Genomic DNA, 13,297 nt, shown 5'->3' with positions numbered 1-13,297 from the left:
GGGTGGTGGTGCTTCTAGTGGGGGCGGGGCCGGCGTCCCTCGAGGACGGTGACCGAGGTGGTGATGCCGTTGAAGTTGGTCAGCGGGTAGTAGAGCCGTCCGTCGTCGTCAGCGAACTTGAAGTGCGCCACCGAGGTTCCGGGCACGGCCTGCGCGATGCACTCGACGGTGATGTCGACGGGTTCGCCGGGCGCGGTGTCGGGGATCGGGGTCAGCCGTGGCGTCCTGATCTGGGTGAGGGAGCTCGGTGCGCCCAGGCGCAGGAGGTGGCGGCCGATCCAGGGCACGGTGCCGGCGTTGCGGAGCCGCCAGGTCTTGCGGAAGGGCTCGTTGGGGGCCATGAGCATCCCGTCGGGGATGCTCACGTCGCCGATCCACTCGGAGAGGTCGCCGGGCAGCGGGTAGGGGCTGGTGTCGGCGGGGTGGAGACTGCGGTGCCGGCGGCGCAGTGCCTGTTGCTCGTGGAGGACGAGCTGATGGAGCTCGATGAGGGTGCCGTCGGCGTGGAGGATCTGGTCGAGGTGTTCGACGAGGTCGGCGCCGAGGCGTAGGCGCGAGTTCTCGGCCTGGCTGATCACGGAGACCGATCGCTGGGCCTGGCGGGCGAGTTCGGTCTGGGTGAGGGCGTTGTCGTGGCGGATCTGGCGCAGGAGGGTGCCGAAGCGCTCGAGCGCGGTGGTGGGCGCGGCGAGTGAGCGTTCGGGGCGGCCGCGTCGGCCAGACGTGTCGGGGCTCGGGGTGTTCACGGCGGGCGTCCTCTCGGCTCAGGCGGCGGGGGACGGGCGTGGCGCCCGGGCTCGTGGGGCTAGTCGACGATGCGCAGGTCCGGGCGGAGCTGCTCGTGGAGGACCTGTTCGGCGATCTTGCGGACGAAGTTCTCGTCCCGTCCGATGGCCATCGCGGGAATCGGCTTGTAGCCGGGCTGGTGCGGCGGCTGGAGGGCGTTGAAGCGGCGGATGATGGCCGCGCGGTCGACGGGGCCGTTGACGTCGTAGGCGTGCAGCCCGAGCGCGAGGAGGGCGGGGACGCCGGCGCTGTCATGGATGGTCTGCGGGCTGGTGGTGACCATCGCCGCCAGGCGGTAGGACGCGAGCTGGACGGTGGCGGGGGCGCCGCCCATGGTGTGCACGGACGGGCACGGGTGCGGGTAGTCCTTACCGCCGGTGCGGTGCGGGGGCAGGTCCCAGTACTCGGCGGGCTCGGTGGCAAGGATCGCCTCGATGCGGGCGCGGTGCCGCGGGGTCATGGCGACCGCGGCGACGTAGCCGGGGCGCGGCGCCGGGTGCAGCGGGTTGGCCAAGGGGCCGATGAAGCTGTGGCGGCCCTGGCGGAGGTAGACGCTCATGGCGTCGCCGGTGAGCATCGTGGCCAGCGTGCGACCCGAGGAGGCGACGACGATGTCGAGCAGGAGCTGGAAGTGCATCCCGACGGCCGTCTTGACGAACAGCTGCATATTGACCGAGAAGTTCTCGCCGGTCACATCCTGGTTGGAGGAGCCGTCGATGGGGTCCACGTTGATGACGATCGTCCCGGCGGGCGCGGCGGCCGCGGCGGCCCACTCGGCGTCGAGGGCTTCCTCGCCGACGATGAGGGCCCCGTCGAGCAAGGGGCCGCCGGTGCGCTCGATGGCGTTCTTGAAGCGGAAGTAGCTGGTGAGGTCCTCGACGGTGGCGTCGAGGCCGTAGCCCTGGCTGGCGCGGGCCGGGGGACCGAGGAGCAGTTCGCTGGCGAGGGCGTTGAGGGCCTGGCCGGAGAGCTCGGCGGACGGGCCGGTGTGGTCGAGGCTGGTGGCGAGGGGGTCGTTGAGCAGGCGGACCTGGTCGATGATCCACAGACCGAGGTTGCTCAGCTGCAGCTTCGCCATGTGTAGACGTTGTCGGTCGGTCGTGGGGAACGGGTGGTTCATGGTCGGTCCTCTCGCCGTGGTGCACTGCGTACAACATTACGAAATCATGTAACAGAAAATCAACCTTTTGATACGACATGTTTTCGCGGAGCCTGTTTGCTACCAGTGATGTCACTGGGTTTCGTGTTACCGTGGCGCTTGTCGGAACGACATCCCACTTTCTGTATCACTTCGACGGAGGCAACTCCCATGGCGACCGTCCGCACAATGCGCCCCCGGGCGCAGCACGCAGACCGGGTGACTCACGATCACGCCGTCACCGCGAAGATCTCGACCCACGACTACGACACGCTGTCCGTGTTGGGGTTCATCGAGAGCCGCGGCCACGCCGACGAGATCCGCGCGGCCCTCGATCACTACTTCACCGAGCGCAAGAACGACCCCAAGGCCCTCGCTGCGGGGATCGAGCGCGCCCGCGCGCGGCAGGAGGCCGCACTCGCTGTCCTCACCGACACCGAGGCGCCGGACGTGCCGGAGGCGCCGGACACCCTCCCCCAGGAGCACGCAGAGCCGCTCAAGAAGCCGGTCACGCTGCGCGTCGACGGCCGGACCTTCGACCTGCTGACCGCGTTCTCCGTGATCGACGAGGTCTCCCTCGCCGACGTCCTGCGGACCGCGATCTCCCACTACATCGACTTCCGCAAGGACGACGAGCGCCTGACCGCCAAGCTCGAGGAAGCCCAGGAGCGGCAGAACTCGGTGCTCGCCCTCGTCTGAGGAGCGCGAATCCCTGTACGAGACTGCACGGGGCGTCCAGCAGAGGCATGGCGCCGCGCGCTCGGGGCGGCTCGCCGTCGGACGATGGCTGGAGCCGATTCGGAGAGTGGCACGGGGCGGGGCAGGCGCCGAGCGCTGCTCCGGTGCTTACGGGGCCAACTGCCGCGAGGCCGCGTAGACGGCGGTCTCGAGCTCGGCGATAGCCGCGGCGAGGTGGGTGTGCGTGGCGGTGTCGCCGGGGAAGTCGCTGAGCAGCTCGCGGGCCTCGGCGATCGTCGCGTGCAGACGCTCGACCGCGGTCAGCGGGACGGTGGCGTCGGCGGGCGCCGGCGCGGTGGTGAGCCGGCGGCGAATCTCGGCGAGCAGCTCGTCGACGGAGCTGTCGGTGAGCTCGATCGTCACGGGCTCTCCGTCGCCTGCGTGGTCGACCAGTGACCGGGCCGCGGCCGTGCGGACGACCTCGATGGGCATGCCGAGCCCTGCGGCGAGGGCATCGAGAGTGCTGGCGTCCGGCAGTCGCCGCAGATGCGGGCGGCCGTCCTTGAGGATCCTCGAGAGCACGGTCGTCGAGAGCCCGGACCGGCGCGCAAGGTCGGCCTGCCGCCAGCCGCGTAGGTCGAGCTGAGCCTGGAGGAACTGGCGCAGCGGGTGGAACCGAGACCGCGGGTCGAACGTGAGCGCGCTCAGGTAGTCCGGGGCGCTCTGGGCGGGATGCCCGGCGGCGCGCCGGGTCGCCGCATTGTCGAGCTGCAGTGCGGTGGAGATCTTGTCGGCGGTGACCGGTCGGGGGACGCGGCGGCCGGCGAGCCAGTCGTCGACGGTGATCTGGCCGACGCCGACCCGGGCGGTCAGAGCCTCGGGGGTGACGCCCGCGGTGTCGAGGTGCTCGCGCAAGTACGCCGCGAAGGCCTCCGTGGCCATCAGGAGGGAGCGCCGTCGGTGTCCGGGGCGCTGACCTCCTGGCCGGGGTCGCGGCCGGGGCTCTGGTCGGGGGCATCGTCGCCGGTCGAAGGGTAGTCGTGGATCGCCAGCTCGACCTCGCGGATGGCGCTGCCGAGGTGTACGCGGGCAACTTCGCCGACGGGGAGCCGGTAGAGGATGTTGTAGAGCTTGCGCGAGATGACGGCGAGCTCGTCAGCGTCGGCGACGGGCAGCGGCGCCGCCGGGGCGCGGCGGGGCTTGCGCTCGAAGGACGCGAGGTCGCCGGTATCGAGGGCGGTCTCGATGCTCCCCGCGGGGAGCATGAGGGCCGATTCCGCGGCGTGCAGGACGCGCGGCGAGAAGCGGGATCCGCTGACGGTGCTCGGGCGGCCCTTGACCAACCAGCTGATGGTCTTGGGGTCGAGTTCGGCAGCCGTCCCGAAGGCCTTGAGCGTGCTGAAGCCGCACTCAAGACGCCGAGCGTCGAGGTAGCGGCCCACCCGCTCGGCGTAGATCGGGTCGTACTGGTCAGTCACGGGGGTCCTCCGTAGGCGTGTACTCGGGCGGGGTGCAGCCTCTCATGAGCATCCATGATGGCTTCACGGGAGCAGGTGGCTGTAGATCCGGGCGCATTCTCCGCAGATGGATCCGCGGATGACGTCCGAGGCATGGTTCCGGCTGCCGGCCAGTCGTGAGGCGGCCGGCCGGGCCCACCGGTCGGTCTTGCCGCAGAGGGTCTTCGCCTGCGTCCCGGCGCCGATGTGGTCCTTGCGGGTGTAGTGCAGAACTTCGAGCTCGATCGGAGTCGCGTCGTCGGGCTCGATGGCTGACTGCGTACGGGCGAGGAGGTCGACGAGGCGGCGCGCGTTCTGCGGGGAGGTGAGGAGTGCGTCGGTGCTCTCGTCGCTGGTGGTGTGGCTGTGCTGGCGCCACGGCCACGGCCAGGGCCGAGAGAGGTTCCACGCGCTGGCGCCGGCGCGTGCGAGGGCCTGGTCGACAGTGCACGTGGTGGCGTCGGTGGCGCAGTAGACCAGGCCGTCAGCGAGGACGAGGCCGAACTCGGCGGAAGACCAGGTGATCACGTCCCCAGGTTGCAGGGCTGCGCGCTCGAGCTGGGCGCTCTCGGGCAGGACGTGCTGCTGCTGGCGGAGAACGTCGGCAGCGGTGTTGAGGGGGTCGAAGGTGGCCGCATCGAGCATGGCCTGCGCCGGGGCGACCGCGGGGTCGCGCTGCAGGGCGGTCTCGAGCGTGACGATCTCGATCTGACTGGGCCGGGGGAGTTCCGCCCGATCCGTAGCGGGGGCGGTGAGGCTCCAGCGGGTCAGGTAGTCGTCGAAGCTGCGGGCGCCGAACTGCGTGACGTTCTCGACGGCAGTGCCGCGGCTGAACAGGCGGTAACCGGCCCGCATCGCCTGGCGCAGAGGGATATCGACCTCGGCGGCGGACTCGGAGCCGGTGTAGAAGCGGGCCTGCTGGTCGGCGGGCAGAAGGATGGCGTCGAGAGCCTTCGCCGTGCGGTCGAGCTGAGCGTCGACAGCGGGCAAGGAGAGGGCGGCGGAGTGGACGACGGCGTAGCCGATGGCGCGGTTCCAGTGCCGGAGCATCCACACCAGCGTGGTCGGGGCGAAGCCGTTGCCGCCGTCGTCGATGTCCACCTCGGGGTGGGGCTGGTGTAGGCGCGGGTGGCGCCGTTGTGCCAGCGGACCGTGATCAGCGGGGGACCGGGGCGCCGGACCTTCGGCTCGGCCGATGGCGTGGCAGCCTCGCTGGGAGCCGGGTCGGGGGCGAGATCTGCCGGCGGGGTGGCGGTGGTGGCGAGGTGGACGTCGGCGGGGTCGACGTTGAGCGCGGCGGCGAACTCGTCGACCANGTCCGGGCGCGGGGTGCGCTTGCCGGAGAGCCACCCGCCGACGGTCGCCGGGCTGACGCCGACGGCGGCGGCGAGGGCCTTGGCGGTGATGCCTGTCAGCTCCAGGTGCTTGCGAACGAACGCTGCCCAGGTGTCGTACTTGCCCATGGTGTGTGTCCTTCGACGGATGGCGGGGGATCTGGCGGGACCGGGGTGGTTAGAGCCGGAAGGCGACCACGTTGCGGCGGTAGGTGCCGATGAACACGTCATCGAAGGGGATGACCGCGCGGACGTCCTCGAGTGCCGGTTCGGAGTAGGAGGGGGAGAGTTCCCAGAGGCCGACCGTGACGGTGTCGTCGGAGATCGTCAAGCCCTTGCGTGAGCCGGCGCTGGGGTGGCCGTGCGCCGCGGATGCGATCGTCCGCGCGGCCACCAGGGATTCCGGCCGGGTCCAGACGTGACCTTTGAGGTCCTCGAATCGACGGATCGCCGTGGAGGAGAACTCCGGGCCGCTGATCATGGAGAGCGTGATGCCCCCGACGATCGCGCCGATGATGTCGTCGTAGGCGGCCAGGACTTGCTGGGCGGCCTTGTCGAGCTGGGCGGGTTGAGGCGCCGAAGCGAACAGCCGGACCCTCTCCAGCGTGGTGATGAGCTCGTGTGCCACTTCGTCGCCGCTGAAGAGGTAGGTCAGCGGGCTCGGCGGATCAGGCACGGGGAGGCCCCCGGCTTTCGCCAACTCGGCGGACGCCTTCGCGCGGCTGCGGGCGATGCGAGCGGCCGTCGTCAGCATCAGGGGCGCCCAGGTGTCGACGACTTCACCTCGCGGTCGCAGGAGGGATTCGAGGGCGGTGCGCGCGGCCTCCGACGACACCAGATCCCAGGTCGGATCGATCGCCACCGTGCGGTAGTTCGCCGATGAGGCGCCGCGGGGGACCACCTGGAGGTACGCGTGGGAAAGGCTCTCGGGGCCGAAGATCTGCAGGAGCGTCTTCGTGTTCGCCATGAAGGTGAACGCGGCGTTGTCCATGGCCTTGTCGACGAACCGGACCCACGCGTGCTCGTTCCACGCCGAGCGGGACAGCGCGGTCGGGCTGCTGGTGTCCAGAGCGATCCGGGTGATGCTGAATCCCTGCTCGACGGCAGCGGGGCCGCGGTCGGTCGCCGCAGCGAACAGGGTGAGGCCGCCAACGGTGGAGTACAGCGGTGCGTCGGCCTCACGCTCCGGGCGGCCGGAGATCCCGGCGTCGAACTGTGCGTCGGGCGCGATGAGCCGGAAGACCGCGGCGATGCGGCGGCCGGCGTCGGGGTGGCCGAGGCGGTCGTAGGCGATCTGCAGCTTGCGGATGCTCTGCCACGAGGGCCAGGCGCGTCCGGACTCCATCTCGATGATCGTGGTCTGGCCGGGGCCGTCGCTGCCGATGAGGGCGGCCTGCTTGATGTCGCGTTCGACGCGATGAGCCTTGATGTATGCGCCGAAGCGCGACATATCCATGGTCTGGTCGTCCATACCGGGCGACGCTACCACGCTAACGACTGCTATTGAAGGTCAAGTTTCAATCAGATGCGGTACAGTGTGTGAAGTGCTGAAACGTCAGTGTTCGCACCCGGCGCTGAGCCTCGTGCTTGGTGCCGGATGTGGCCCAGCGCACGCCGGTCCGCATAATCGAAAGAAACCGCGAAGGAGCCCCATGTCGTCGCACCGCAACCACGCCCTGCTCGCTGGTCCCGCCTTGCTCGCCGCGCTCTTCGCGGCCACCGCGTGCGGATCCTCGAGCACCCCATCCGCAGCGCCCACCTCACCCTCGGCGTCCTCGAGCTCCGCCGCGGCGTCGGCGCAACCCGACCCGGCGCTGAGCAAGGCGCTCCTCGACCAGGCCAGCCTCCCGCCTGGCTACACCCTCTTCAGCCCGGACGCCAACGCGTTGGGACAGGCCGCCGCGGGCGCGATCACCAACACCTCGGAGACGACCTTCACTCCCGCCGAGTGCACTCCCGCGAAGAGCAAGATCGACCCGAGCGTCGCCTCAGCGACGATGACGGCCACCACTGCCGGCGCGAGCGCGACGATCAGCGAGGTGGCGACCCGTCAGCTGCACAACTCCGACGCCCTGCGCACCAACATGGCCAAGTGCGGGAACTACACGGTCACGACGAAGGTGATGGGTATCGAGACATCCATCCGCGTCACCCGCGCCATCGTCGACGCGCCGCCGCGCGGCGTGGCCGATGACCTCGTCGTCGTCGAAGAGCACTCCGAAAGCGTGGACCCGGCCAACGCCGCCCCGTCGACCAGCCTCACCGCGTACGCCAACGTCGGGAAGGTGGCGATCCGCCTCACCACCAACGCGCTCGACCGGCCCGCGTTCGACAGCCTGGTCGCCAAGGCGGCCGAGCGTGCCCGCGCGGCCAGCTGACGGGATCATCCTCGCGCCTACACCGCTTGTGGCGCCCCGGGGCGGGTGATGTTCTTAACCACAGGGGATCTGGAGTGCGTAGTAGCGTGCGTACCGCTCACTGCAATGGTCTGCTGCGCGCCCCTTCTGGGATGGCGAGGGCTAAGTAGTTGACCGACAGAAGGCCCGCAGGCGGCAACCTGCGGGCCTTCGTCATGCTCGAGTGAGAGGGGGAGCCCGGCTACCGTTGCGCCGGGCGGTGGGGCCACGGGTTCACTCGCGGGTGATGCCCGACCACGCGTCGAGCAGCGCCAGCGCCTCGCGATTCGAGGTGACCGTGCGCGGCTCCTCGCCGCCGCGGGCGAGCGTCAGTCCGCCCGGGCTGCTCGATCCGAGCTCGGCGATCGCCTGGCCGGCGTGACGGACGGTGACCGCCGCGTCCTTCGGGGGAAGCGGGCAGTCGTAGCCGGCGGCGTCGAGGTACGCCACAGTGCGCACCAGCTCGCCGGGGGCGGGCATGCTCTTGGTCGCCATGTCAGCGCGCCTTCTTCGCGAGCTTCTCGTTGAACCGCCGGTCGCCCTCGCAGTCCTCGCACTCGCCGTGGGCGGAGGCCGGGACACGCCAGTACGTTTCGACGTCGGTGTCCAGCCGCCGCGCGGAGGGTTCCGCCTTGACCGCCGCGGTGAGCGCCATGCCCGCGTGGGCGAGGCACACGGTGCGCCCGTTGTTGTTCTGCCAGAGGATCACGTTCCCCTTGGAGTCCCGGGGCGGCGTCTTGAGCGTGCGAGGGGTGAGCGGCTTGGGGTTGCGCACCGCGTCGAAGGTTTTCTTGTCCCACCAGGTCCGGGTGATGGAGTGAACCTCGACGCCGGGCTTGTCCTGCTGGGCCGCCACGGCGGCCGAGGCCATGTCGGCGGCCTCGACGGCGGAGTAGGTGCCCGGGAACGTGTGGTCCTGGTGCGCGCGGTAGTCGTCGAGGTACTGGATCGAGTAGTACGGCATGATGTCCTCTTTCAGGTTGGTGCTGTGAGCATTTCGGGGGGGTGGCGGCAGTGGGGCCGCGCGGGCGCGGCTAGGCGCGCCGCGGCGCGCAGTCCTGCCAGGTCGGCCCCAGCTTGTTGAAGTAGTTGACGAGCGCCCGCTGGGCCCGCGTGCGCGCCTGATCGGCGGGCAGGGACTCGGTGACGATCAGCTCGGTGGTGAACGCCTCGACGAGGTCGGTCTCCGAGTCCGCTGCGCGGATCAGGCGGTCCATGGCGACGAGGTCGCAGAACCGCTGGGAGGTGGCGGGGGTGCGGAACTCGCTCATGGGGTTCACCTTTCGGTAGGGGCGGGGTGTTTTCCCCGCATGCCCATAGTCTACAAAGTAGACGGTCGAGTTGTCAACAAAGTAGACGGTGCGCGTAGCTTCGCACCGTTTCTGGAGTCCGAGGCTTATGGTTGAGGTGTTCTCCCTTCAAGAACACGACGCTCGTTGCAGGCCATGCCATGGTCTGGGCTGGCGAAAGAAGGCCTCCACGGTGCCAGTCGTGGAGGCCTTCATCATGTCCCGGGCCGATCAACCCGCCCGGGGCCGACGCAAGAATTCTCGGCCCGGCGAGGGACGGCGGCCCGGCGACGGCTCAGCTCTGGCGCCGGACGGGCGGAAGGCCGGCGAGCGCCGCGCGGCCCTTCTCGGTCAGCTGCACCTCCGCGCGCCACCCGTCGTCCGCGGGTGCCGCGTGGCGGATAGCCGTGTCACGGCCGGTCGTTCTCGACGTCCGCGAGGAGCCGGACCGCGGTAGCCGGATACCGTCCGCCGCCATCGCCGTCGAACTCGATGTCCACGTCCGGCGCGTGCCGCTGCACCACCGTGCCGACGCGGGTGGGGCTGAAGGTCAGCGCGCCCCGGCCGACGGTGACGCGGTCACCGGCGTAGAGCTGCTGCCCGTCGAGGATCCTCACGACGCCGGCGAGCGCGACGGCGAGCTCGACCGCCGTCGGGGAGTCGGCCCCGGTCGCGCTGTTCCAGCGGTCGAGCAGGGTGCGGGCATCGGTGACGATGCCGCGCGCCGCTGTCACGGTGTGGTCGGTGTCGGGGGTCGGCATGGCTGCCTCCAGAGATGGGGTGGGATCGGCGATCGGCCGAAGATTACCGACAATCTACTTTGTAGACCACTGGACTGTCAACAAAGTAGACGATATGGTTGCGGGTATGGATGCACTCGCTCAGCTGGAGAAGATCGCCCAGCAGATCGCCGGGCGCCCCGCCGCGATCCAACAGGCTCGCGACGAGGGCTACACCTGGGAGCAGATCGCCGCCGCCCTACAGATGTCACGCGCCGGTGCGATCAAGCTCTACAACGCGGCGCAGCCCGACTGACGCCGCAGCAACTCACCGTCACCGAACCAGAAGGAGCCCACCGTGGCACACGACCGCACCACCGCGCCGATGCAACAGCTCGAGCAGGAATGCACGCAGCTCGCGCGGCCCGTCGAGCAGGAGCTCACGCAGTTCGCTCGCCCGGTCGAGCAGAAGCCGACGCAGCTCGCGCAGCGGATCCGCTGAGCCGGCGGCCCCAAGAAGCGAACAGGGAGGAGTTCCTGGTGCCGCGGCTGACCAGCGCCTACAGCGGCGGCGCCGGTACGGACCTCTACGACGTCGTCGCCGCCGACGGCTCGACCGGTCGTCTCGCGACGAGCTCGGACGCCGAGCTGACGGTCGGGCAGGTGATCGACGCCCCGGCCGCGCCCGCCCACCTGCGCGCCATCGAGTTCAACGGGCACACCATCGACTACGTGCTCCCGTCTCAGCACTAACCGCGCGCGCGGCGCCGGGCCCCTGCTCGTGGTGCTCGCACATCGATCGCGTTGCCTAACCCCCACGCGCGGGCCGGGCCGGGGAGAATCCGTGCATGGCCGAGGGCGCACCATTTCCCGTTCCCCGACGATTCGTCGCTGTCGCCGAGCGCCGTCGCCGCCGGGAGACCGTCGCTGAACAGCGCATCCGCCGCGAGGCTCCGACGCCCGAAGATGCTGCTGCAGCGTTGCTGCAGGTCTGGCGCCACCCGGACCGGTTCCTGTCGCTGGCACGTGGCGTGCGCATCGAGCGTGCCTTCCGCGGCCGCCATCCCCGGCTGGAGTTCATGACCGCTGCCGGTGCCGTGATCACGCCGATGACGCTCGACGCGCCCATTCCCGCCGGCGCGAGCGATGCGTACTTGATCGCGGCGCAGCTCGGCACCGTCGGGCTGGTGTCGTGGACGACCGTCACCCTGTTCTGCTCCGGTCTCGCGCTCAGCCGGATGGCGACGAGGCGGGAGCTCCCGGGCACCTACGCGCTCGCGCGGGAGTGGGCCGACGCCGACGCGCTCGACCCTGAGATGGCCGCTGCGACCTTGGCGCTGACGACGGAGTACGTCAGGCTGCGGAACGAGGCCGACGGGCTCAGCGGCGCGTACGCAATCGGCGAGGCGACCCGCACGGAGCTGCGCCGGCTGGCGCTGATCACCCGCAAGCACGCCGCGGCGATCGCAGCCGAATCCGCGGCGCTCGCCAGCGGGGACGACTCGACGGCGATCGTGCCGGCGACGCTCGGCGCGGACCTGGCCGAGGAGTTCACCGCCCAGTCGCAGCGGGCCGGTGAGGCGGTCGCGACGCTGCGCTCGAGCACCGCCTCCGCGATCGCCGGCGCGAAGATGCGCGTGCTGCGGCTGCCCGAGCCCACCGGCAAGTAGATCCACGCGGGCTGCAGGAGGTGACGTGGGGTGAGTGGGAACATCGGCCCGCTGCCGGAGACCCTCGCGATGCGCGGTCTCGTCCTCGACCTTGTGCGCAGCGCCCGCGGGCCGCTGAGCACCAAGGAGATCGTCGAGACGGTGATGGCCTTCCATGGCACGCCCGACGATCTGAACGGGTACAGCGAGTATCAGTACTGGTACAACCGGGCGTACCCGCAGCTGCGCAAGCTCATGAAGCTTGGCGAAGTCACCTCGTGCTGGTCTGCGCGAGAGCGGAACACGAGTTGGACCGCAGCGGGCCGGCCGCACGTGCGGATCACGATCCGGCCCCGCGATCGGGCGCCGCAGCCCGCACCGGCAACCAGCGAGGACGACGTGCCGGATGCGCTCGGCGACAACGCGCGGCGGCACCGGGCTTGCCGCGCCTGCGAGAAGGTCCCCGAGCAGAAGACGCCGATGCGCCGCGGCCTGTGCAACCTGTGCTTTCGAGCGAACAAGATCGCGGGGACGCTGTCGAACTGGCCGCCGCTGCCCAAGGGGGCGAACTCCGGCTTCGAGATCGACTGGGCGCGAGAGGCGAGAGCCCGCCGCGCCGCGCGGGCCGCGCGACGGCTGCAAGCGGGATGACCCCGGCCATCAACAGAGGAGGAGCGAGATGGCGACGACCAGTGAACTGGCCGCCGCGCCGAGCGGCACCAGCAGCGATGCGATGCCGCAGTACATCTTCGACGGCAGGCGCTCGATCCTGTGGCAGCTGTGCGACGACGGCCGCTACGCGGTGCACACGGACGGCCGGGTCGGCGAGAACCGGAAGACGAGCAGCGTCCTGCGCGAGCTGCAGACCGGCCAGGGAGACGAGAAGGCCCCGGCCGCAGGGGCCGGGGCGGAAAGTGCCTAGCCACGCCTGCCGCGAGGTTCAGCCCTTGCAACCAGGATATCAAGCCGCGCAGACAGATTCCACAGCCACGAGAGGGGAACGACGATGAAGAGAATCCTAGCCGCGGGCACGGTGTCCCTGCTGCTCTGCCTGATCGTAGGGTGTGCCGCTGTCGCGCTCGTCGACGCCGCGGCCCCGCTGAAGGCGTGGTACGGCTGGGTGCTGGCCGTCGGGATCCCGACGCTGGTGTTCACGCCGATCGTGGCCATCCAGCTCCAGCGCATCTGGGACTTCTACTTCTACGGCGGTCCAAGGCCTGCGGCCGACCAGGACGGCCGAGGCGGAGCGCGACGATGACGGCGCGTGCGTGTGTGTCGACAACGGGCCGGACCATCTACTAAGTTGACGCCACATGGTCTACAAAGTAGACTCAGATCGTGGGTGGACAGCCTGATCCTCCCCGGTCACCAGGGCTTGTGTACGCGTCGTTGACACGTGTAGGCCCCTCGAAGGGAGTTGCCTCGTGGGCACGAAGATCGAAGTCGCCGCCGACATCGTCAAGCTCGGTTTCATCCGCATCTGCGAACACCACTACGCACTGGGCGTCTACGACGCGACCCTGGAGGGCGCCGGCGCGAAGCCGATCGAAGCCATCATCCGGCTCGCGGAACGCCACAGCAAGGTCTGGGGCGGCGACGGAGCAGACACCTATCGCCACGAGCTACAGCTCCTGGGGCCCGACAACGACCTCTACTCGACGGCGCAGATCCCCGGCGACTCGTGGGACTGGTGGGTCAAGGCCGCCGACCTTCGCCTGGCCTACACCGACGACACCTTCGGCTGCCCCTCCTGCTCCGACAACGGTTAGATGACACGCTGTCTCCTAAGAATCCCTGTCTGGCAAAGGAAGG

The 13,297-nt window shown here is 70.0% G+C and carries 21 protein-coding genes; 10 read left to right on the top strand and 11 right to left on the bottom strand.

Annotation, left to right across the window (positions count from 1 at the left end):
• Window positions 1-14 precede the first annotated feature (14 nt).
• Together ACM9LD_RS17485 and ACM9LD_RS17480 are read right to left on the bottom strand one after the other, a co-directional pair.
• Entirely contained in the window at window positions 15-746 is a 732-nt protein-coding gene (locus ACM9LD_RS17485; RefSeq protein WP_415677843.1) for an NBR1-Ig-like domain-containing protein, read from the bottom strand.
• 59 nt (window positions 747-805) lie between these two features.
• Window positions 806-1,864 carry a hypothetical protein gene (locus ACM9LD_RS17480; RefSeq protein ID WP_415677842.1) on the bottom strand — a complete coding sequence of 353 codons (1,059 nt, stop codon included), beginning with the start codon at window positions 1,862-1,864 and terminating at the stop codon, window positions 806-808.
• 279 nt (window positions 1,865-2,143) lie between these two features.
• On the opposite strand from ACM9LD_RS17480, the gene ACM9LD_RS17475 reads away from it, so the two are divergent.
• Window positions 2,144-2,623, top strand: coding sequence for a hypothetical protein (locus ACM9LD_RS17475; protein ID WP_415677841.1), 480 nt, complete (start codon window positions 2,144-2,146; stop codon window positions 2,621-2,623).
• Between the two features lie 147 nt (window positions 2,624-2,770).
• Here ACM9LD_RS17475 and ACM9LD_RS17470 read toward each other — a convergent pair whose 3' ends face one another.
• The 5 genes from ACM9LD_RS17470 to ACM9LD_RS17450 form a co-directional block, all read right to left on the bottom strand.
• Window positions 2,771-3,544, bottom strand: coding sequence for a helix-turn-helix domain-containing protein (locus tag ACM9LD_RS17470; protein WP_415677840.1), 774 nt, complete (start codon window positions 3,542-3,544; stop codon window positions 2,771-2,773).
• The gene (locus ACM9LD_RS17465; protein ID WP_415677839.1) at window positions 3,544-4,080 is read right to left on the bottom strand and encodes a hypothetical protein; all 537 of its coding nucleotides are present in this window, start codon (window positions 4,078-4,080) and stop codon (window positions 3,544-3,546) included. Before ACM9LD_RS17465 ends, ACM9LD_RS17470 begins: the two co-directional genes overlap by 1 nt.
• A 63-nt stretch (window positions 4,081-4,143) precedes the next feature.
• Window positions 4,144-5,199 (bottom strand): hypothetical protein, encoded by a 1,056-nt coding sequence (locus ACM9LD_RS17460; protein ID WP_415677847.1) that lies wholly within the window; start codon window positions 5,197-5,199, stop codon window positions 4,144-4,146.
• Between the two features lie 215 nt (window positions 5,200-5,414).
• On the bottom strand, window positions 5,415-5,561 hold a 147-nt coding region (locus ACM9LD_RS17455; protein ID WP_415677846.1), incomplete at its 3' end, for a helix-turn-helix domain-containing protein.
• Between the two features lie 49 nt (window positions 5,562-5,610).
• Complete coding sequence (locus ACM9LD_RS17450) at window positions 5,611-6,903, bottom strand: hypothetical protein (RefSeq protein WP_415677838.1); 1,293 nt, start codon at window positions 6,901-6,903, stop codon at window positions 5,611-5,613.
• A gap of 181 nt (window positions 6,904-7,084) precedes the next feature.
• Between ACM9LD_RS17450 and ACM9LD_RS17445 the strand changes: the two genes are divergently transcribed.
• Window positions 7,085-7,810, top strand: a complete 726-nt coding sequence (locus ACM9LD_RS17445) for a hypothetical protein (RefSeq protein ID WP_415677837.1) — start codon at window positions 7,085-7,087, stop codon at window positions 7,808-7,810.
• A 252-nt stretch (window positions 7,811-8,062) separates the two neighbouring features.
• On the opposite strand, the gene ACM9LD_RS17440 is transcribed toward ACM9LD_RS17445, so the two are convergent.
• From ACM9LD_RS17440 to ACM9LD_RS17425, 4 genes are all read right to left on the bottom strand, one after another.
• Window positions 8,063-8,323 (bottom strand): hypothetical protein, encoded by a 261-nt coding sequence (locus ACM9LD_RS17440; protein WP_415677836.1) that lies wholly within the window; start codon window positions 8,321-8,323, stop codon window positions 8,063-8,065.
• Window position 8,324: 1 nt separating this feature from the next.
• Window positions 8,325-8,792, bottom strand: a complete 468-nt coding sequence (locus ACM9LD_RS17435) for a hypothetical protein (RefSeq protein WP_415677835.1) — start codon at window positions 8,790-8,792, stop codon at window positions 8,325-8,327.
• Window positions 8,793-8,862: 70 nt separating this feature from the next.
• Complete coding sequence (locus ACM9LD_RS17430) at window positions 8,863-9,099, bottom strand: hypothetical protein (RefSeq protein WP_415677834.1); 237 nt, start codon at window positions 9,097-9,099, stop codon at window positions 8,863-8,865.
• A 428-nt stretch (window positions 9,100-9,527) separates the two neighbouring features.
• Window positions 9,528-9,878 carry a hypothetical protein gene (locus ACM9LD_RS17425; protein WP_415677833.1) on the bottom strand — a complete coding sequence of 117 codons (351 nt, stop codon included), beginning with the start codon at window positions 9,876-9,878 and terminating at the stop codon, window positions 9,528-9,530.
• 106 nt (window positions 9,879-9,984) lie between these two features.
• Here ACM9LD_RS17425 and ACM9LD_RS17420 point away from each other — a divergent pair, with 106 nt between their 5' ends.
• The 8 genes from ACM9LD_RS17420 (at window position 9,985) to ACM9LD_RS17385 (ending at window position 13,254) form a co-directional block, all read left to right on the top strand.
• A complete protein-coding gene (locus tag ACM9LD_RS17420; protein WP_415677832.1) occupies window positions 9,985-10,152 on the top strand; it encodes a hypothetical protein in 168 nt (55 codons plus the stop codon).
• A gap of 42 nt (window positions 10,153-10,194) precedes the next feature.
• The gene (locus tag ACM9LD_RS17415; protein WP_415677831.1) at window positions 10,195-10,338 is read left to right on the top strand and encodes a hypothetical protein; all 144 of its coding nucleotides are present in this window, start codon (window positions 10,195-10,197) and stop codon (window positions 10,336-10,338) included.
• A gap of 38 nt (window positions 10,339-10,376) precedes the next feature.
• Window positions 10,377-10,589: a hypothetical protein gene (locus ACM9LD_RS17410; RefSeq protein ID WP_415677830.1), complete on the top strand. Its 213-nt coding sequence runs from the start codon at window positions 10,377-10,379 to the stop codon at window positions 10,587-10,589.
• A 95-nt stretch (window positions 10,590-10,684) separates the two neighbouring features.
• Window positions 10,685-11,506, top strand: a complete 822-nt coding sequence (locus ACM9LD_RS17405) for a hypothetical protein (RefSeq protein WP_415677829.1) — start codon at window positions 10,685-10,687, stop codon at window positions 11,504-11,506.
• Window positions 11,507-11,536: 30 nt separating this feature from the next.
• On the top strand, window positions 11,537-12,136 hold the full coding sequence (locus ACM9LD_RS17400; protein WP_415677828.1) for a hypothetical protein: 600 nt from the start codon (window positions 11,537-11,539) through the stop codon (window positions 12,134-12,136).
• Between the two features lie 28 nt (window positions 12,137-12,164).
• Window positions 12,165-12,407 carry a hypothetical protein gene (locus ACM9LD_RS17395; protein WP_415677827.1) on the top strand — a complete coding sequence of 81 codons (243 nt, stop codon included), beginning with the start codon at window positions 12,165-12,167 and terminating at the stop codon, window positions 12,405-12,407.
• Between the two features lie 84 nt (window positions 12,408-12,491).
• Window positions 12,492-12,743 carry a hypothetical protein gene (locus ACM9LD_RS17390; RefSeq protein ID WP_415677826.1) on the top strand — a complete coding sequence of 84 codons (252 nt, stop codon included), beginning with the start codon at window positions 12,492-12,494 and terminating at the stop codon, window positions 12,741-12,743.
• Between the two features lie 166 nt (window positions 12,744-12,909).
• Window positions 12,910-13,254 carry a hypothetical protein gene (locus tag ACM9LD_RS17385; protein ID WP_415677825.1) on the top strand — a complete coding sequence of 115 codons (345 nt, stop codon included), beginning with the start codon at window positions 12,910-12,912 and terminating at the stop codon, window positions 13,252-13,254.
• Window positions 13,255-13,297: the final 43 nt, after the last annotated feature.

It is taken from the genome of Tsukamurella hominis (assembly GCF_965137015.1).
GTDB classification, from domain to species: Bacteria; Actinomycetota; Actinomycetes; order Mycobacteriales; family Mycobacteriaceae; genus Tsukamurella; species Tsukamurella hominis.
The sequence above is the reverse complement of the archived record's forward strand: the minus strand, read 5'-3'. Positions and strand labels throughout refer to the sequence as shown.